The sequence below is a fragment of the Rothia sp. HMSC072B04 genome (assembly GCF_001813725.1).
Lineage (GTDB): Bacteria > Actinomycetota > Actinomycetes > Actinomycetales > Micrococcaceae > Rothia > Rothia mucilaginosa.
In genome coordinates this window covers 15,217-32,342 of record NZ_KV813796.1, presented here as the reverse complement: position 1 = coordinate 32,342, position 17,126 = coordinate 15,217, and the positions used below count along the sequence as shown (strand labels likewise).

The 17,126-nt window shown below is 60.0% G+C and carries 14 protein-coding genes; 8 read left to right on the top strand and 6 right to left on the bottom strand.

The window, feature by feature from the left end; all coding sequences use genetic code 11:
* Positions 1 to 203 precede the first annotated feature (203 nt).
* Positions 204 to 1,265, bottom strand: coding sequence for a polyprenyl synthetase family protein (locus HMPREF2928_RS01995; protein ID WP_070643047.1), 1,062 nt, complete (start codon positions 1,263 to 1,265; stop codon positions 204 to 206).
* Positions 1,266 to 1,319: 54 nt separating this feature from the next.
* Positions 1,320 to 2,051: a demethylmenaquinone methyltransferase gene (locus HMPREF2928_RS01990; protein ID WP_070687243.1), complete on the bottom strand. Its 732-nt coding sequence runs from the start codon at positions 2,049 to 2,051 to the stop codon at positions 1,320 to 1,322.
* A 255-nt stretch (positions 2,052 to 2,306) separates the two neighbouring features.
* Here HMPREF2928_RS01990 and HMPREF2928_RS01985 point away from each other — a divergent pair, with 255 nt between their 5' ends.
* From HMPREF2928_RS01985 to HMPREF2928_RS01975, 3 genes are all read left to right on the top strand, one after another.
* Positions 2,307 to 3,146 (top strand): ABC transporter substrate-binding protein, encoded by an 840-nt coding sequence (locus HMPREF2928_RS01985; protein ID WP_049349163.1) that lies wholly within the window; start codon positions 2,307 to 2,309, stop codon positions 3,144 to 3,146.
* Positions 3,147 to 3,278: 132 nt separating this feature from the next.
* The gene (locus HMPREF2928_RS01980) at positions 3,279 to 4,082 is read left to right on the top strand and encodes an amino acid ABC transporter permease (RefSeq protein ID WP_005504788.1); all 804 of its coding nucleotides are present in this window, start codon (positions 3,279 to 3,281) and stop codon (positions 4,080 to 4,082) included.
* Positions 4,083 to 4,115: 33 nt separating this feature from the next.
* Positions 4,116 to 4,895: an amino acid ABC transporter ATP-binding protein gene (locus HMPREF2928_RS01975; protein ID WP_070666021.1), complete on the top strand. Its 780-nt coding sequence runs from the start codon at positions 4,116 to 4,118 to the stop codon at positions 4,893 to 4,895.
* 101 nt (positions 4,896 to 4,996) lie between these two features.
* On the opposite strand, the gene HMPREF2928_RS01970 is transcribed toward HMPREF2928_RS01975, so the two are convergent.
* From HMPREF2928_RS01970 to HMPREF2928_RS01960, 3 genes are all read right to left on the bottom strand, one after another.
* Positions 4,997 to 5,830, bottom strand: a complete 834-nt coding sequence (locus HMPREF2928_RS01970) for an oxidoreductase (protein ID WP_070687241.1) — start codon at positions 5,828 to 5,830, stop codon at positions 4,997 to 4,999.
* A gap of 238 nt (positions 5,831 to 6,068) precedes the next feature.
* Positions 6,069 to 6,446, bottom strand: coding sequence for a cupin domain-containing protein (locus HMPREF2928_RS01965; protein ID WP_005504776.1), 378 nt, complete (start codon positions 6,444 to 6,446; stop codon positions 6,069 to 6,071).
* A gap of 168 nt (positions 6,447 to 6,614) precedes the next feature.
* Positions 6,615 to 8,321, bottom strand: a complete 1,707-nt coding sequence (locus tag HMPREF2928_RS01960) for a phosphatase PAP2 family protein (RefSeq protein WP_070687239.1) — start codon at positions 8,319 to 8,321, stop codon at positions 6,615 to 6,617.
* A gap of 293 nt (positions 8,322 to 8,614) precedes the next feature.
* Between HMPREF2928_RS01960 and HMPREF2928_RS01955 the strand changes: the two genes are divergently transcribed.
* From HMPREF2928_RS01955 to HMPREF2928_RS01945, 3 genes are all read left to right on the top strand, one after another.
* Positions 8,615 to 9,658 (top strand): o-succinylbenzoate synthase, encoded by a 1,044-nt coding sequence (locus HMPREF2928_RS01955; RefSeq protein ID WP_070687237.1) that lies wholly within the window; start codon positions 8,615 to 8,617, stop codon positions 9,656 to 9,658.
* A 79-nt stretch (positions 9,659 to 9,737) separates the two neighbouring features.
* Entirely contained in the window at positions 9,738 to 11,567 is a 1,830-nt protein-coding gene (gene menD, locus HMPREF2928_RS01950; RefSeq protein WP_070687235.1) for a 2-succinyl-5-enolpyruvyl-6-hydroxy-3-cyclohexene-1-carboxylic-acid synthase, read from the top strand.
* A gap of 272 nt (positions 11,568 to 11,839) precedes the next feature.
* On the top strand, positions 11,840 to 12,859 hold the full coding sequence (locus HMPREF2928_RS01945) for a glycosyltransferase (protein WP_070687233.1): 1,020 nt from the start codon (positions 11,840 to 11,842) through the stop codon (positions 12,857 to 12,859).
* Between the two features lie 108 nt (positions 12,860 to 12,967).
* On the opposite strand, the gene HMPREF2928_RS01940 is transcribed toward HMPREF2928_RS01945, so the two are convergent.
* A complete protein-coding gene (locus HMPREF2928_RS01940; protein ID WP_070687231.1) occupies positions 12,968 to 13,876 on the bottom strand; it encodes an MBL fold metallo-hydrolase in 909 nt (302 codons plus the stop codon).
* A gap of 254 nt (positions 13,877 to 14,130) precedes the next feature.
* On the opposite strand from HMPREF2928_RS01940, the gene gluQRS reads away from it, so the two are divergent.
* Positions 14,131 to 15,147 carry a tRNA glutamyl-Q(34) synthetase GluQRS gene (gene gluQRS, locus HMPREF2928_RS01935; protein ID WP_070687229.1) on the top strand — a complete coding sequence of 339 codons (1,017 nt, stop codon included), beginning with the start codon at positions 14,131 to 14,133 and terminating at the stop codon, positions 15,145 to 15,147.
* A 381-nt stretch (positions 15,148 to 15,528) separates the two neighbouring features.
* Complete coding sequence (gene putP / locus HMPREF2928_RS01930) at positions 15,529 to 17,016, top strand: sodium/proline symporter PutP (RefSeq protein WP_070687227.1); 1,488 nt, start codon at positions 15,529 to 15,531, stop codon at positions 17,014 to 17,016.
* Positions 17,017 to 17,126: the final 110 nt, after the last annotated feature.

Here is a 17,126-nt window from a genome sequence, read left to right as displayed (position 1 = left end):
CTTAAAGGCATATAGCGGTCAAGGAGACCCCAGCATGCGGAAGCTTTCGGAGGGTGAAGGCAACCCCAAACCATCCCAAAAACCGGTGTTGACTAGCCATAATGCATAAAACCCCCGCCGAATCCAGGCAGATTCAGCGGGGGTTTTGAAGTATGAGACGCATCAGCACCTACGCCAGCGCATACGCTACGTGGTGAGGTATTTTAGCCTTCGCGGTGAACCACAGCGTGAGCGAAGGACTCCAGCGCAGCCTTCGCGGTAGACTCGGGCAACGGAGCAATCGCGGCAATCGCGCGGTCCGCCCAGTCGTAAGCAATCTGCCATGCTTCCTGGGTGACCGGGTGGGCGGCAAGCGCCTCCACAGCGGTCTCCAGAGCCTCGTCGGAGCTGAGGTCGGCATCCAGCAGTGCACGAACCTTGATAGCAGATTCGTCGCCGGCGGCTACCGCACGGTCCAGCAGGATGGTCGGCAGGGTCGGCACGCCCTCGCGCAGGTCGGTGCCGCGGGTCTTGCCGCTGGTCTTACCGTCGCTCACAATGTCAATCACGTCGTCAGCCAGCTGGAACGCCACGCCCACCAGCTCACCGTACGCCTTGACCATGGAGATAACATCTTCGGAAGCGCCCGAAAGCAGGGAGCCGTACTCGCCAGCTGCGGCAATCAGGGAACCGGTCTTACCCTCAATGACCGCGATGTAGTGGTCCAGCAGATCCTGACCCTCACGGGGGCCGGTGGTCTCAAAGAGCTGACCGAGCACCAGACGCTCAAAGGTCTGGGACTGAATCTTCATGGGGCGGGTGCCCAGCTCGGACACCAGCAGGGATGCGCGGGAGAAGATCAGGTCGCCGGTGAGAATCGCGACGGAGTTGCCCCAAATCATCTGGGCGCTGTCCACGCCGCGGCGCTTGGGGGCGTCGTCCATCACGTCGTCGTGGTAGAGGGTTGCCAGGTGGGTCAGTTCAACGACCACGGCGGCTTCGATAACCTCGTCGTTGATTTCGCCGTCGACAGCTGCCGAGAGCAGTGCCAGTAGGGGACGCACGCGCTTGCCGCCCGCAGAGAGCAGGTGACGGGATGCGACATCCGCAAGGTGGTCGGTCTGGGCGATCGCCTCGGCCAGGCGCTCCTCAATACGCGCGAGGGAGGAAAGAATCTGCGGACCCAGCTTGGGGTCTGCGGCGATGAGTTCGAAGCCTGCGGGAAGCTTCAGGTCGAGGTCTCCCAACAGGTCGGTTGCGGCAATGGGCTGCTCTGCGTTGCTCACGGTGTCTTCTATCTTCTTGGTGTTGGTGTCTTCGGTGGTGTGTGAACGCGGTGTCTATGCGTTGTGTGCTTCGGGCTTGAAACCGCGGTGAATGGCGACGATGCCGCCGGTGAGGTTGCGGTACTGCACGGAGGTGAAGCCCGCCTCCTTGAATTTCTGCGCCAGTTCCTGCTGGTTGGGCCAGGCGATGATGGACTCGGCGAGGTATTCGTAGGATTCGGGGTTGGAGGAGATTGCGCGGGCAATCGGCGGAATCGCCTTCATGATGTAGTTCTTGTAGACCGCGCCGAAGGGGGCGAAGGTCGGGGTGGAGAAGTCGAGGATGACGATGCGTCCGCCGGGCTTGAGCACGCGGTAGATTTCGCTCAGCGCTTTGGGGTAGTTTGCGACGTTGCGCAGGCCGTAGGACATGGTCACTGCGTCGAAGGTTTCGTCATCGAAGGGTAGGGCGGTGACGTCTGCCTGCACGAAGGTCATGTCGGGGCGGCGGCGGCGACCCACATCCAGCATGCCTTCGGAGAGGTCTGCTGCGATGACGTCCACGCCGGCGTCGGCGAAGGGTTCGGAGGAGACTCCGGTGCCTGCGGCTACGTCCAGCACTTTCTGGCCGGGGTGCGCGTCTACGGCTGCGACTGCCTGCTTGCGCCAGTAGATGTGCTGGCCGAGGGAAAGGATGCCGTTCATGAGGTCGTAGCGTTCGGCTACGGTATCGAACATGGCGGCGATGTCGCTGGTTTTCTTGTCTAGGGTTGCGCGGGTTGCGCGGGTGTTCTTCTCTGCGTTCACGCTCTCAATTGTGGCATGGAGGTTACTAGATTCGATAGTTGGGTAAACCGTAGTAGTGTCGCGCGGTGCGTTAAGGTGCGTTCTGAAGTGGTTTTCGAGTCGCTAATTCGGGGTTTTATTCAGTTTTTGGGGGTGTAAATTATTCATATTCAGCAAAAATTTATGAATATTTATGTATATGCTTGCATTTTTTAACATAGGCGCGCACAATAGACCATAGATTTCATAGAGCACACCCTACACAGGAGCATCCCAATGAACACCGCAATCCTCAAGAAGGCATCCCTTAAGCCCCTCGCACTACTGGCAGTGCTACCTCTGGCCCTGACCGGCTGCGTCTCCACCGCCAACGAGAACTCTGACGCCAACGGCGAGGTCAGCCTCGTCAAGTCCGGCACCCTCAGCGTCTGCACCAACACCCCCTACAAGCCCTTCGAATACGAAGAAAACGGCACCATTGTCGGTCTGGATGCAGACATCGCCAACGCTATCGCCTCCGACCTGGGCGTGAAGGCTCAGCTGACCTCCATTAGCTTCGAGGGCCTAGACTCCGGTACCGGCCTGGCTACCGGTCAGTGCGATATCGCCCTGGCGGGTATCGGCGTGACCGATGAACGTAAGAGCAAGATGGAATTCACCACCGTCTACTTCGACGACAACCTGGCAATCCTGGTCCCCAAGGGTTCCTCCATCACCTCCGCCGCAGACCTGAAGGGTGTCAGCGTTGGTGCACAGCAGGCAACCAGCGGCGAAACCTACGCCAAGGAAAACGGTGCAGAGGTCATCCAGTACGAAGACACCTCCCTCATGTTCTCCGCCCTGAAGACCGGTCAGGTCAAGGCAGTCGCAGCGAACCTCTCCGTGGTGTCCGAGGCACTGACCAATGACCCGGACTCTTTCAAGATCGCCTACCAGGATTCCGAGAACACCGAGCAGATTGCCGCAGCAGTTTCCTCCAACAACAAGGCGCTGCTGACCAAGGCAAACGCCACCATCGCCAAGCTCAAGGAAAACGGCGAACTCGACAAGATGAAGGCCAAGTGGGTTGGTGCCACTTCCTCCACCTCCGCGAGCGCCTCTTCCTCCGCTTCCTAAGCATCTAGCCGGTTAGCCTCTCCCCCAATTCAGGAGTACCCTTATTACTTTTGGGTTGGGGGATTCTCCGGCCTCTACCCTTGTGAGCGTATAAAACGCTCTTGACCGAACAGCACACGGATAAGAAAGCGCATGTCCTCTAAACTCTCACCCCGTCAGAAGCAGAAGCTCTTCCGCTACGCACAGTACGCCCTTCTGGCGGTTATCGCCCTGGCAGCCATTCTTTTGGCTGACTGGAAGACCCTCAGCCAGCAGGTATTCAACCTGGACGTTGCGGCTCAGCAGTTCCCCGACGTCATCACCGTGGCATTGAAGAACACCCTGCTGTACACCACCTTGGGCTTCATCGTGGGTCTCTCCGGTGGTCTGCTGCTCGCGCTCATGCGTATTTCCTCTATCGCCCCCTACCGTTGGATTGCGACCCTGTACGTGGAGCTTTTCCGCGGTATCCCGGCGCTGCTGGTTTTCTTCGCGTTCGGTTACGGTATTCCCCTGGCGTTCAAGATTCGCTTCGTGGATAATCTGATTCCGGTGACCCTGTCCCTGGGTATGGTTTCGGCAGCTTACATTAGTGAGGTTCTGCGTGCGGGCCTGCAGGCGATTCCGAAGGGCCAGATGGAGGCGGCACGCTCCCTGGGTATGTCCCACACTCGCGCGATGATTTCGATCATTATTCCCCAGGCGTTCCGCGTGGTTCTGCCCCCGCTGACCAACGAGGTTATCTTGCTGACCAAGGACTCCTCCCTCGTGTACCTGCTGGGCGTGACGGTTTCTCAGTACGAGCTGGCGAAGTTCGGTCGTGAGGGCCTGACCGCCGCTAACGCGGGCCTGACTCCCCTGGTGGTTGCGGGTCTGTGCTACCTGATTATCACTGTTCCGCTGGGCCAGCTCTCCGCATACTTTGAGCGCCGCACCCAGCTTGCGGGCCGCAAGTAAGCGCAACGACAGATACGGATTACGGAAGATACTATGACTGCTTCAACTTCATCCATGGCCGCCTCCTCGGTGCGCATTTCTAACCTGCACAAGTCCTACGGCAAGGTTCAGGTTCTCAAGGGCATTGACATGCAGGTCAAGCCGGGCGAGGTCGTGTGCCTTATCGGCCCTTCGGGTTCCGGTAAGTCCACCCTGCTGCGTTGCGTGAACCTGCTGGAGGAGCCGAACGACGGCACCATCATGGTGGGCGATACCGAGGTCACCGACCCGGACGTAGACATTAACCGCGTGCGTACCCACATGGGTATGGTGTTCCAGCAGTTCAATCTGTTCGGCCACCTGAACATTCTGGATAACTGCACAATCGCTCAGATTAAGGTTCTGGGCCGTTCCAAGGCGGAGGCGGAGGCGGTTGCCCTCGAGCAGCTCGCCAAGGTTGGTCTGGAAGGCAAGGAAGACCGCTTCCCGGCTCAGCTGTCCGGTGGTCAGCAGCAGCGTGTGGCTATTGCGCGTGCGCTGTCCATGAACCCGGACCTGATGCTCTTCGATGAGCCGACCAGTGCACTCGACCCGGAGATGGTCGGCGAGGTTCTGAGCATTATGCGCAACCTTGCTGACGAGGGCATGACCATGATCGTGGTGACTCACGAGATGGCGTTCGCCCGCGAGGTCGCCGATAAGGTCGTCTTCATGGCCGATGGCGTGGTCGTGGAGGAGGGTCCCGCCGATCAGGTGATTGGCAACCCCCAGCACGAACGTACTCAGGCTTTCTTGGCGCGCGTGCTCGATCCGACCCACGCCGTAGTAGACTAGTACTAGCTCTTGAAAAACGTAGCGGGCGGTGCTGTACGAAACATTCTGTTTCGCGCAGCACCGCCCGCTTTTTAATGCTCTAGTTCGCGGCTATTTCGGTTCTAGAAGATACGGCGCGCAACCTTGTCAAAGAGACGGTCGGGCAGCACGGTATGCAGGAACACGGAGGGCTTAGCACCGAAACCTACCAGGTAGCGGGTCTTGGGGCGGCGCGCCTCCAACGCCCGCAGAATAGCGTTAGAGATAACCTTGGGCTCTGAGAGGTTGGAGGACGGCGAGTAGAGCTTACGCATATTTGCCGCAACCCGCTGCGCCTGCTCGGCATAGACGCCGTTTCGGGAGGATTCCTCCAGGTGATCTGCCGCGATGAGCCCCCAGGGGGTCTTGATGCCGCCGGGCTCGATAATGACCACGTCAATACCGAACTCTTCAACCTCCATGCGCAGTGCATCACTGAACGCCTCAAGGGCGTACTTGGTGGCGTGGTACCAGGCACCCAGGGGCGAGGTAATGCGCCCCGCCATCGAGGAGATGTTCAGGATGCGCCCGCTGCCCTGTGCGCGCATATGCGGCAGCACCAGCTGGGTGAGGCGCGCGAGGCCGAAGAGGTTCACCTCGAACTGGCGGCGTGCCTCGTCGATGGGGACGTCTTCAATGGCGCCGTAGGATCCGTAGCCTGCATTGTTGATGAGCACGTCAATGCGGCCTTCTGCGTCAATGATCTGCTGTACGGCAGCTTCCATGGATGCTTCATCGGTAACATCCAGACTGAGCGCTTTCACACCCTCGGAGGCGAGCTCTTCAATCTTCTCAACGCGGCGGGCGGCACCGTAGACGGTGTAGCCGTAGCGCACCAGTAGCGGCGCCACGTCGTAGCCGATACCCGAGCTGGCGCCGGTGAGAAGAACAACGGGGCGTTGCAGTGACTTAGGCATTGCGCATCCTTTCGGGTTGCTCCCTGTGATAATAGCGGGAGTGTACTTTTCAGGGTACGCCCGCGCGGGGTGTACGAGCGTGCAGAAAGCTCAGGGCGTAGCGTGAGGGTATTCTTGCCGCCATATGTGAGGGTAGGAGGACAGACAAAAAGCTCGCCGCGGCATCCTGTGCAGATGCGGCGGCGAGCTAATGTTTTGAGGTCGGGGGTTTTGGGGTCAGGGGTTTAGAGGCCGGGGATTAGACCTCTTCGACGTCAATATTGACCTTGGGTTCGGGGTGCGATTCGCCGGTCAGCATGGTCACCAGCAAGGTGGAGTCCTTCACGGCGCGCAGGGAGTGCAGCAGCTTGGCGGTCACGTGAATCGGCTTGCCGGGCACCAGGGTAATATCGCGGTCCTTCACGTGGAAGATCACCTCGCCCTTGAGCACCTGCACGAAGACGGGGTGCACGCTGTGGTGCTCGTGCCAGGACTGGCCCGCTGCCAGTTCCATGAGGGTCAGGTTGCCGCCGTCGGCATCAACAATCTTGCGGGCCTGGGGCTTATCTTCAAAGGGGGTCAGCGCTTCGGTGAGCTGGGGGAATACGAGGACGCGGCCTTCATGGGTACCTGCCATGGTACGCACCTTTCTCTTCAGGGGTGAGTGAAAGGGGGTGCGCAACCCCCTCCATAATATTGGTATTAAAAATACTAAATTTCTTATATTGTATTCCCCTCCCCGCAACTGGACAATACCTCAGCTCACATCAAGCTGAAACATCCCGCGCCGGGAGGGGAACAACGTCTACTGATAACTCCACACCTTCGAATAGGCGGAGCGATTACTATTACGCGGACGCAACAGGTTCACCATCAACGCCGTCGTACCAAAGCTCACCTCAATAATCATGCAGGTCGCCGCGGTAAACGCACCACCGGGAATCGGCGCAAAAATCGCAATCAGATACAGGATCACCGCGCAGAACGACAGGAACAGCGTTGCAATCGTCATCAACGGCACCAGCACCAAACCACCGCGCGCCGGCACCGCAAAATCTGCCGGACGCACATAACGCAACACGCCCATACCCACGACCGTCCAGATGGCGGTGACCAGAATAGCGGTCACCACATCCGCCGGGCGATGCCAACCGTTAATAATCGTGGAGGCACCCGTCAGGCAGGTTGCCAACGCCGCGCAGAGAGCCACCGTGGGCCGCAAAAAACGAGGCGCCGCCAGGAAGAGCGCTGCGCCAGCCGCCGCCGCGAAGGTCGTGTGGCCACTGGGCGCCGAGTTGCTCAGCGCCTCCTGAACACCCAGGTCGGGCTTCACGATCAGGTAGTGCTTGAGCAGGTACGTGCTCGTCACCGCCGCAGCCCCAACTAGCACGCCAATCAGCGAGGGCAGGAACCGGTGCTTCCAAATCAGCACCGCAATCAGACCCAGCACCGCAATCACACCAACAATCGTGGGCAAAGAATCCAGCGCAGTCAGGGTCGGACCGCGGTAACTCTTGAACTGATGCGCATACTCGGTGTACGCCTGCTCATCAACCTGCTGGCCGGTCGCCGTGTAAATGAAGAACACAAACGCACCGTAGAGAGACAGACCCAAGAACAGCAACGCCATCACGTGACGCATCAAAATACCGGTACTCGGAAGATGGTGCCCCTGCTCTTCGCCGGGACGATTCACCGGGCGGCCCGAAGCATCCACGGGAACCTGACCGGTCTGAACATACGCACCGTTCGGGTAGGCGGCGGCAGGATACGCCTCGGGAGGATAAGCCACCGGCTGCGGAGGTGCCTGCGGCGGCACACGCTGGGGAAGCGGCTGCTGGGCGCTTATCTGTTCAGCACCCATCTGAGGAGCGCCCATGTGTCCAGCACCCATATTGGCGTTCAGTGGGAAACCGCTTACGGGAGGCCTCGGCGGGTCAAGGCGGCGCGTAGCCTGCATGGGTTCATCCGCACCGTAGTGCCCCTGGGAAGCGCGTTCCTGCGGCGAGGGAATCGTCTCAGGAATCTTAATGGGGGCACGGTAAACGCGCGGCAAAGGACGGGTCGCGCCAATAACTTCTGTAGAGTCCTGGTGCGAAGAAATAACTTCGGTATTCGCCGATTCAGCGTTTACGGAACCCGCATTTGCAGAACCTACAGGCGCAGCTTCGTTAGCCGGCGATGAACCGTAATCCGTCAGGACTTTCGTACGGTCATCACTCTGTGCAGCGGCATGGGTAGCCGTTTCGTGGGAGGTGAGCACCTGGGTAGCGTCCTGATAATCGGAGAGAACCGCAGTCGGATCCTGATAATCAGAAAGCGCCTGAGTCGGGTCCTGATAATCAGAGAGCACCGCAGTCTCATCAGAGGAAAACACCGTAGTGGGCGCATTGTCAGCAGCGGCCGCATGCACATCAGCGGGGTGAAGCACACTGGTAGCATCGAGGTTTTCGGAGCTCTCCCAACCGGAGTTTTCCGAACCCGATGTATTTGCCGGTGTTTTCTTCTTCATAACCCTTTGTACCTTCTCGCCCTCATGTCTGTTAGTGATACCCGAGCCCGCCGATGCCAGCCCCTCAAAACGGTAGCCCCCAAGCTGCCGTTTTATGCGAAGCACCGTCCGAGTTCTCGGGCGAATAACTACCTACTATCCCAGGTTAAGCTATGAAAAACTAAAGTTTTTTCGACCACAACCTGAGAGTTTCCAGAGAATGCGTGACAGGGTGCGAGCGCACCCACCCGCCCCCAGAATGTTATGGTGAGCTCATAGCGCATCACAGAAGGGCAGATACCTTGAACACCAGTATGAGCGTGCCGCCTCTCGGCTACGGTTTTCACCTCACGAACACTCCCCTGCCGCCGCTGCAGGAGGTTCTGGAGAACCTGTTCACGGTCGAAATTCCGATGACGGTCACCTTCCGCGGGGTCAATAGCCGCCAGAGCGCGCTGATTTGCGGCCCGTACGGCTGGGGCGAGTTCGCGCCCTTCCTCGAGTACGGTGCGCAGGAGTCTGCCGCGTGGCTTGCCTGCACGCTAGAGGCGGCATGGTTGCCCACCCCGAAGGCGGTGCGTACGCGCATCCCGCTGAACGCGACCCTGCCCGCGGTGCCCGCCGAGCGTGTGCCGGAGGTGCTCGCCAAGTACGAGGGTGAGATTCAGGAACTGAAAATCAAGGTGGCGGAGAAGGGTCAGAGCCTCGCCGACGATATTGCGCGGGTAGCAGCCGCTCGCGAGGCGCTCCCGAATGCGCGTCTGAAGGTGGACGCGAACATGGGCTACACCCTCGCCGGTGCCCTTGAAGCGCTACGCAAGCTCTGCGAGTACGGCATTATCTACGCCGAGCAGCCCGTGGCATCCATTGAAGACATGGCGGCGCTCCGCTTTGCCATTGCCAAGGAGGGGCTGCCCGCCCGCATTGCCGCAGACGAGTCGATCCGCAAGGCGGAAGACCCGCTGAAGGTGGCGCGCGCGAACGCCGCGGACCTGATGGTCATTAAGGCGGCGCCGCTGGGCGGTGTACGTCGTGCGCTCGCTCTGGTTGAGCAGGCGCAGCTTCCGGCGGTAGTTTCTTCTGCGCTGGAGTCTTCGGTGGGCATTGGTGTCGGTGCGTCCCTGGCGGCCTCCCTACCGACCTTGAGGTACGGGTGCGGTCTGGGCACGGTCTCCCTCATGGCTGAGGACGTCACCGACGAGCCGCTCATCGCCCGCGACGGGTTCATGGACCTGCGCGCCATCACCCCCACCCCGCGGCGCCTGGAGCGTCTTGCCACCGACAAGCAGACCCGCCAATGGTGGGTGGAGCGCGTCACCGCCTGCTACCGGGTACTGGAACGCGCCTGCGGACTGTGAAGACTGCAAGTTATCAAGGTCGCGCCCGTGAAGGGTAACCATAACTGAATGAAAAACCTTACGGCATTAGAATGGTACGGTGACTGAAAACCGCTCAACCCCCGCCATGCTCACCGCAGTATCCGTGCTCGATTCGCTGATTCGTGCCGGTATGCGGCATGTTGTCGTGTCTCCGGGTTCCCGTAGTGCACCTCTTGCGTACGCTATTGCCGCAGCCGCTGAAGCCGGCGCCCTCATTGCGCACGTGCGCGTGGACGAGCGAAGTGCAGCCTTTACCGCCCTGGGTATTGCCAAGGCATCCGGTCAGCCCGTGGGTCTGGTGTGCACCTCCGGTACGGCACTGGGCGAGTACGTGCCCGCCGTCATGGAGGCGTATCACGCCGGTGTGCCCCTGGCGGTGCTGAGCGCGGACCGCCCGGAGCGTCTGCGCGGTAGCGGCGTGAATCAGACGACCCGCCAGGCGAGTTTCTTCTATCCTTTTGTGCGTGCTGAAGCTGATTTGACCTCCTACCCCGAGCAGGTGGAGGGCGAGCAGACTCAGGCTTTTGCGGCGTGCTTGAACGCGCTGACCGGTCGTAGCGCCGAGCATTGGCGCAAGCAGTCTGCCGAGCCGATTGGCCCGGTGCACCTGAACATTTGTTTTGATACGCCGCTGACCCCCTCGGGTCGTTTTGCGCAGATGCTGCCGCAGTGGGCGCAGAGCCTGCTGGAAGATTACGACCCGCAGGCTGAGGGCCGTGCCCGCACCGCCCGCGCTGAGGGTTCCGGACTCTCCAGCGCCGAGCAGCGTTGGCTTCTGGATTCTTTGGAGGCACAGGCTGACCTGTCGGAGTTCACCCCGGCGCACCGCACCGTGGTGGTTGCTGCTGACGGTGCCGGTGAGTTTGCGGCGGAGTTCGCGCGCGTGCTGAACCTGCCACTGTTTGCGGAGCCTTCCTCCGAGGCGCGCCACGGCGCCACCTCCATTCCTCACTACCCGCAGCTGCTCGGCGATGCGTCCTTCAAGCCCGCCGCGCAGATTGAGCGTGTGGTGCTCTTCGGCCACCCGACGCTTTCGCGCCCGATTACGGCGCTGCTGGAACGCGAAGATATTCAGTGCGCGTTCTACGCCCCGCGCCGCGCCAGCTGGTACGAGCCGGGCGCTCGCTCCTTCGTGGAGCTGTCGACCCCGCACGAGCTTGCCGAGTTTGCGTGCGCTTCCTCTGCTGCCGCTGATGAGCTGGTGGACGAGCTGAGCTGGCTAGAGCAGTGGGTTGAGCCCGCCCGCGAGCTACAGGATGAGTGCCTGCGCGCCATTGCCGCCTACGAACACCCGGGGGCTGAGAGCTCGGTTGACTACACCGATTACCGCAACCGCACCGCCGGCCGCTCCTACGCCCGCCGCGTCTGGCAGGATGCGGTGGCTCAGCGCCGCTTGCTCGTGCTGGGTTCGTCGAACCTGGTGCGTGACCTGGATGTAGCCGCCCCCGCCCTGGGTGAGCCCGCCCCCGCACGCGTGTTTGCTAATCGCGGTCTTGCCGGTATTGACGGCACGATTGCGACCGCTATCGGTGTGTCTCTGTCGGGCTACTACCCTGCCGGCGTGGATGAGAACTCCCGCCCGATTATTGGTGGTGCCGCCCTGCCGGTGACCCTGCTGTGCGGTGACTTGACCTTCCAGCACGATGTGTCATCGCTGAACCTGCCGAATACTGAGCTTCTGCCCGAACTGCGTGTTGAGGTCTTTGACGATGCCGGCGGCGGTATTTTCACGACCCTTGAACACGGTGATATAGCTCGTCAGGAGCAGTTCACCGCCGCTGTGGATCGTTTCTTCACGGTGGCTGCCGCCCCGAACACTGATCTGGCGCGCATGGCTGCCGGTTTTGGGACCGAATCGGGCGTTGAGGTGCGCATTCACACACCCTAAAGCAGCTCACAAAGGCTTCAAGCTATGCCCTGTGCGCAGGGTTGACCGATATACTGAAAACGACCTGTGCCGTAGCCATTCATGGCTATAAACTAGCCGGTTGTGGCGGTTTCACTCGCCGCTGCATTCGCGTTTTCTACGCGCCTGCTGAGGCACCCTATCTATCATTGATTGACATTCACGGTCTCGCTGCTGATGCATACCGAACGCAATCCGGAGTAACGCCCCGGTGAGCCCGGTGCATGCGGCGGACGTCGCTCCCAAGGATTCTCATGAGCTCACTCGATATTATTGTTGCCGTCCCCTCCGGAGCCGGTTGGGTTCCCGTACACGCCATGGCGGAGCTTCTCGCACGCTACACCGGCGGTACCGTACACACCGTGGATGTGGGCGCATCCCTCAGCAAGGAAACGAAGCTTCTGGCGCGTCTGCCCCGCCTCAAGGGCGGTTCCAAGCGCTGCCTGGTGATTGCTTCTGATCCCGGTCAGCTGTACGCCATTTCGCAGCGTTCCTTCGCGTTCCGCCGCTACGGCGCAATCTACGGCTGGGTGATTGATAGCTTCTGGGATGACCGTATTCCCGCCGTTGCGAAGTCCTCCACCTACGACCGTATTTTCGTTGCGGACGTTGACGACGTTCAGCCCTGGACTGCTGCGGGTGTGAAGACCCCCGGCGTTCTGCCCTGGGGCGCTGATGTGTGGAGCAACTTCACCGACCGTCTGGCGGCGCTGGGCTCGAAGAGCACCGATCTGCTGCGCGTGGGCCGTCAGCCCGCCGCCTACGAAGATGACGAGGCGACCGCCACTCTTGCCGGCGAGCTGGGCCTGAGCTTTGAGGGCCGCCCGCCTTTCGGTGCAAATGACCACGAGTCGGCTCAGCACCTGCAGAATTCTCTGAACCGCGCGAAGTTCCTGCTGGCGTTCTCCACTTCGGTCAGCCCGGCACCGTACACTCACCCGACCAAGGAGTACATTACCGGCCGTTGGACCGATGCCCTGGCTTCGGGTGTGACCGTGGTCGGCAAGGTTCCGAACACCACCACCGTGCGTGAAATTCTTTGGGATAGCGCAACCATCGACATCGACCATGCGGATGCACGCGCGGGCCTCGCGCAGGTTGCCGATGCGGTCTCCCGCTGGACCCCCGCGCAGGGTGAGCAGCAGATTCGTCAGGCGCTGCAGCACCTGGATTGGCGTCACCGTTTCGTGCAGCTGTGCGAGGCGATGGGTGAGGTCCCTGCCTCTTTGACAGCTGATTGCGAGGCAATGCGCGCCCAATACGTTCAGCGCTAAATACGTGCCCTAAGGTTATGGGTATATAAAAGGTGAGGGCTGGTTTCTACTGTAGAAACCAGCCCTCACCTGCATTTATGCCCCATGAGGCATATTGAATACGGGGTTTTAGTATGAAGCCTGACCCAGAGTAATCGGACCCGTGAAACCACTGGTATCCGGGTGATCCGCCTCCAGGTACGCCGCTACCGGTGCGCCTTCAAGCTGAGCCAAACGATCCAGCAGGAAGCGCGTAGCACCCGGTGCGTACGGCAGCTTATACATTGCCGCGGTCGTCGCCTCGTCATCACGGTCCAGGGTGGAGGAACGAATCGACTCAATAGCGGTCACCATGGTGTTGCGTTCACGCTCCACGAAGGTACGGTCTACCGGCTCACCGTTACCGGGCACAAACACGCGGTAACGGTCAAATTCGAGCACGGCACCAAGAGTGCCAATCCAACGGTCGGGGAAGGAATCCTCGAAGTAGGGGTCGGTACCCTCTTCAATCAGACCACCCATGAAGAGCACATCTTCAATACCGACCAGAATGTCACCATCGGTGTGGCCGGGACCCATGTACATGAGGGTTGCGCTACGCTCACCCAGATCAATGGGGGTGAAGGTAATACCGTCACCGCTATTGGCGACCAGGCGGTTGGGGACAATAATGTTGGTGGCTGCACCCTGATGGTGCGCCATTTCCGGTTCGAGCGTCTCGACGTAGGGACGCTGCGCCTCACCGTATTTACGAATTGCGCGCGCGGCGCGAGGATGCGCCCAGAATTCTTCGGCACCCATTGCCGCGAAAACATCGTTACCGAAGAAACGCTCATAGTGTCCATGAGTGTTTACGACGGTGATAGGAAGGCGCGTGAGACGGCGAACCTCATCATAGATTTCGGTTGCCTGACGGGGACCTGCGCCGGTATCCACGACAAGTGCCCGTTCCAGTCCGAGGACCAGTCCGGTGTTCAGTCGGTAGTTGTCGGTCGCAATACGGTACACGCCGTCTGCGAGTTCAATAGTACGAGCCATAGATACAACCCTACTGTAATTTTTGGTACTTGCGGGGCTATTCGGGCTTCTGGAGAACATATTTTTGCACTATTGCACATCACTAAGGGCATAAAAGTGCATCATTCCGCATAATTACGCCTCTACGGGCAGGTGGCACGTGATGCTTGACAACCTCTGCAGATTGATTAGTCGGGTAGCGCGTTCTCCCAGCTAGTCCAGCTCTGATTAGGCTCTGAGCAAGAACCAGAAATCACGCCCTATAGGATAGGAGTATGACTTCTTCCCTCACCTCGTCTTCCACCCCTTCAAACCTGCCTTTCCCCAGCGGTACCGGACGCTACGCTCCCTCCCCCTCGGGGGATTTGCATCTGGGTAATTTGCGTACCGCTATTTTGGCGTGGGCGATGGCTCGCCGCGGCACCAAGCCCTTCTACCTGCGCGTGGAGGATCTGGACCGCGTGCGCCCGGGTGCTGCGGAGCGTCAGATTGCTGATTTGGCGGCGCTGGGTCTGGATTGGGATGCAAGCCCCGGCGCCCCGGCAGAGCGCGTTGAGGGAGCCGAGATTAAAGAGGCGGGCGTACTGTATCAGAGCACGCGCCTTGCCGCCTATGAGCAGGCGGTTGCGCAGCTGCGTGAGGCGAACCTCGTCTATGAGTGTTTCTGTACCCGCCGCGAAATTCAGGAGGCTTCGAGTGCCCCACACGGTGCGCCGGGCGCATACCCGGGCACCTGCCGTGAGCTGAGCAAGGCGCAGCGGGAGGAGCGCCGCACCCAGCGTCCGCCGGCTCTGCGTCTGCGTGCCGAGTGCACGAGCTACACGGTGCAGGATGATTTTTACGGCACCTACACCGGCCTGGTGGATGATTTTGTGCTGGTGCGCAATGACGGCACCTACGCCTATAACTTGACCTCGGTGGTGGACGATGCCTTTGTGGGTGTTGAGCAGATTGTGCGCGGCGATGATCTACTCCCTTCGGCGCCTCGCCAGTCGTATTTGGCGCAGCTTTTGGGTTTGACGCAGCCGCGTTACGCTCACGTGCCGCTGGCGCTGAATGAGGAGGGTAAGCGCCTGGCGAAGCGTGACGGGGCGGTAACCCTGCCGCAACTACGTGAGGCGGGTGTCGAGATTCCGACGATTTTGGGTTGGATTGCCGCGTCTATTCCGGTGTATAACGCTGATGGCTCCACCCATTCCGCGGATGTTCCGGTGCCTAATGCGGCAGCGATTTTGGAGCGTTTTGACCCGGCTCGTATGGCTTCTGAGCCGTGGGTCGTGAGGGATCTCTAAGCCTCTGTGACATTGTTGTGTAACAGTTCAACACTCCGAACGGCTTTTAAATTTTTCGTTTAATTCGTTTTAGATGCATACAGCTCTGATCGTTTACGTTGCTTTTAAACTGCGTCTCTTGCACCGAAGTGCCCGAAACCCTGAAATCCAGGGATTTTTCGGGCACTTTTTCGCACACGCTCCCACAGCACCCCACCTGTACGACCATGGAATTTACACAGCAAATACATATTTATTCCACAGCTTCCCATTCCTAGACGTCAAATAGACTTTATTTTCAGCCCCTCAGAGCCTAGACTGTATCCTATGCCACTCATAAAGTTATGGGGTAGCGCATAAATACACACAGGCGCACACTATCACCAGGAGAGAAGGAACATTATGGCCGCGAGTACATACCAGGTCATCGCGCTGGCGATTTATTTTGTTGCCATGATCGCAATCGGCCTATGGGCAAATAGCAAAAACAACAGTCTTGACGACTATGTGCTGGGCGGGCGACAGCTCTCCCCCACCGTCGCCGCTCTCTCAGCGGGCGCCTCCGACATGTCCGGTTGGCTCCTCATGGGTCTGCCCGGCGCCGTCTACCTCAGCGGCCTCTCCCAGGCATGGCTCGCCGTCGGTCTGACCATCGGCGCATGGTGCAACTGGAAGTTCGTGGCACCGCGACTGCGTAGCTACACCGAAGTAGCAGGCGACGCCGTGACCGTCCCCGTCTTCCTGAGCAACCGCCTCCATGACACCAAGCGCGTGCTGCGCATCGTCTCCGGTGTCGTGATTCTGGTGTTCTTCACCTTCTACGTCTCCTCCGGCATGGTGTCCGGCGGCCTGTTCTTCAAGTCCTCCTTCGGACAGGAATACCACACCGGTATGCTCCTGCTGGCAGGCATCACCGTGTTCTACACCTTCTTCGGCGGCTTCATGGGCGCATCCTACACCGACATGGTTCAGGGCCTGCTCATGCTCGCAGCGCTGATTGCCGTTCCGGTCGTCACTATTATTAACCTCGGCGGCGTGGGTCCCGTGGTTGAGTCCATCAGCCAGGTAAGTCCCGACGCACTGAGCATCTTCGCAGGCACCACCTTCGCTGGTATCGTTTCGTCCCTCGCGTGGGGTCTGGGCTACTTCGGCCAGCCGCACATTATCGTACGATTCATGGCGATGCGCACCCCCGCGGACGCTAAGTCCGGCCGCCGCATCGGCATCAGCTGGATGGTCCTGACCGTGTTCGGCGCACTGAGCGGCGCATTCATGGGTATCGCATACTTTGCACGCCACCCTGAGGCATCCCTCACCAACCCGGAAACCGCTGAGTCGGTCTTCCTGGACCTCTCCCAGATTCTGTTCCACCCCCTCGTTGCGGGCCTGATTCTGGCTGCGGTTCTGGCGGCAATTATGTCCACTCTCTCCTCGCAGCTGATTGTGTGCTCCTCCGCTCTGGTGGAGGACCTCTACGGCATCTTCTCCTCGAAGAAGCTCAGCGCATCCAAGTCCCTGTGGCTCGGCCGTGCAGGCGTGGCAATCGTGGCACTGGTCGCCGGTGCCCTGGCATGGAACCCCAACAGCTCCATTCTGCAGCTGGTCGCATTCGCTTGGGCTGGCTTCGGTTCGGCATTCGGCCCGACCGTTCTGCTCTCCCTCTACTGGCGTAAGCTGACCACCCAGGGTGCACTCGCCTCCATGATTACCGGTGCCGTTGTGGCATTCGCGTGGGGCCAGAGCCCGATGAAGTCCGTGCTCTACGAAATGGTTCCCGGCTTCGCTTCGGCAATGCTGGTCGCAATTATCGTCTCCCTGGTCACCTACAAGAAGAACCCGGTCATTGACGAAGAGTTCGACCGCGCAGTAGAGCTTGCAAAGGTCAAGTAACCTACACATAACGAAAGCAGGGTAAGGATTATTGCCCAGCTTCTAAGGCCCGGGCCGCACACACGCGGTCCGGGCCTTCTTCTATGCTCGGCAATCTGATTCGCTATACC

What these genes read in the sequence shown, in the direction of transcription:
- HMPREF2928_RS01985 (WP_049349163.1), top strand. Translation starts at nt 2,307, where the DNA reads ATGAACACCGCAATCCTCAAGAAGGCATCCCTTAAGCCCCTCGCACTA.
- HMPREF2928_RS01980 (WP_005504788.1), top strand. Translation starts at nt 3,279, where the DNA reads ATGTCCTCTAAACTCTCACCCCGTCAGAAGCAGAAGCTCTTCCGCTAC.
- HMPREF2928_RS01975 (WP_070666021.1), top strand. Translation starts at nt 4,116, where the DNA reads ATGACTGCTTCAACTTCATCCATGGCCGCCTCCTCGGTGCGCATTTCT.
- HMPREF2928_RS01970 (WP_070687241.1), bottom strand. Translation starts at nt 5,830, where the DNA reads ATGCCTAAGTCACTGCAACGCCCCGTTGTTCTTCTCACCGGCGCCAGC.
- HMPREF2928_RS01965 (WP_005504776.1), bottom strand. Translation starts at nt 6,446, where the DNA reads ATGGCAGGTACCCATGAAGGCCGCGTCCTCGTATTCCCCCAGCTCACC.
- HMPREF2928_RS01960 (WP_070687239.1), bottom strand. Translation starts at nt 8,321, where the DNA reads ATGAAGAAGAAAACACCGGCAAATACATCGGGTTCGGAAAACTCCGGT.
- HMPREF2928_RS01955 (WP_070687237.1), top strand. Translation starts at nt 8,615, where the DNA reads ATGAGCGTGCCGCCTCTCGGCTACGGTTTTCACCTCACGAACACTCCC.
- HMPREF2928_RS01945 (WP_070687233.1), top strand. Translation starts at nt 11,840, where the DNA reads ATGAGCTCACTCGATATTATTGTTGCCGTCCCCTCCGGAGCCGGTTGG.
- HMPREF2928_RS01940 (WP_070687231.1), bottom strand. Translation starts at nt 13,876, where the DNA reads ATGGCTCGTACTATTGAACTCGCAGACGGCGTGTACCGTATTGCGACC.
- gluQRS (WP_070687229.1), top strand. Translation starts at nt 14,131, where the DNA reads ATGACTTCTTCCCTCACCTCGTCTTCCACCCCTTCAAACCTGCCTTTC.
- putP (WP_070687227.1), top strand. Translation starts at nt 15,529, where the DNA reads ATGGCCGCGAGTACATACCAGGTCATCGCGCTGGCGATTTATTTTGTT.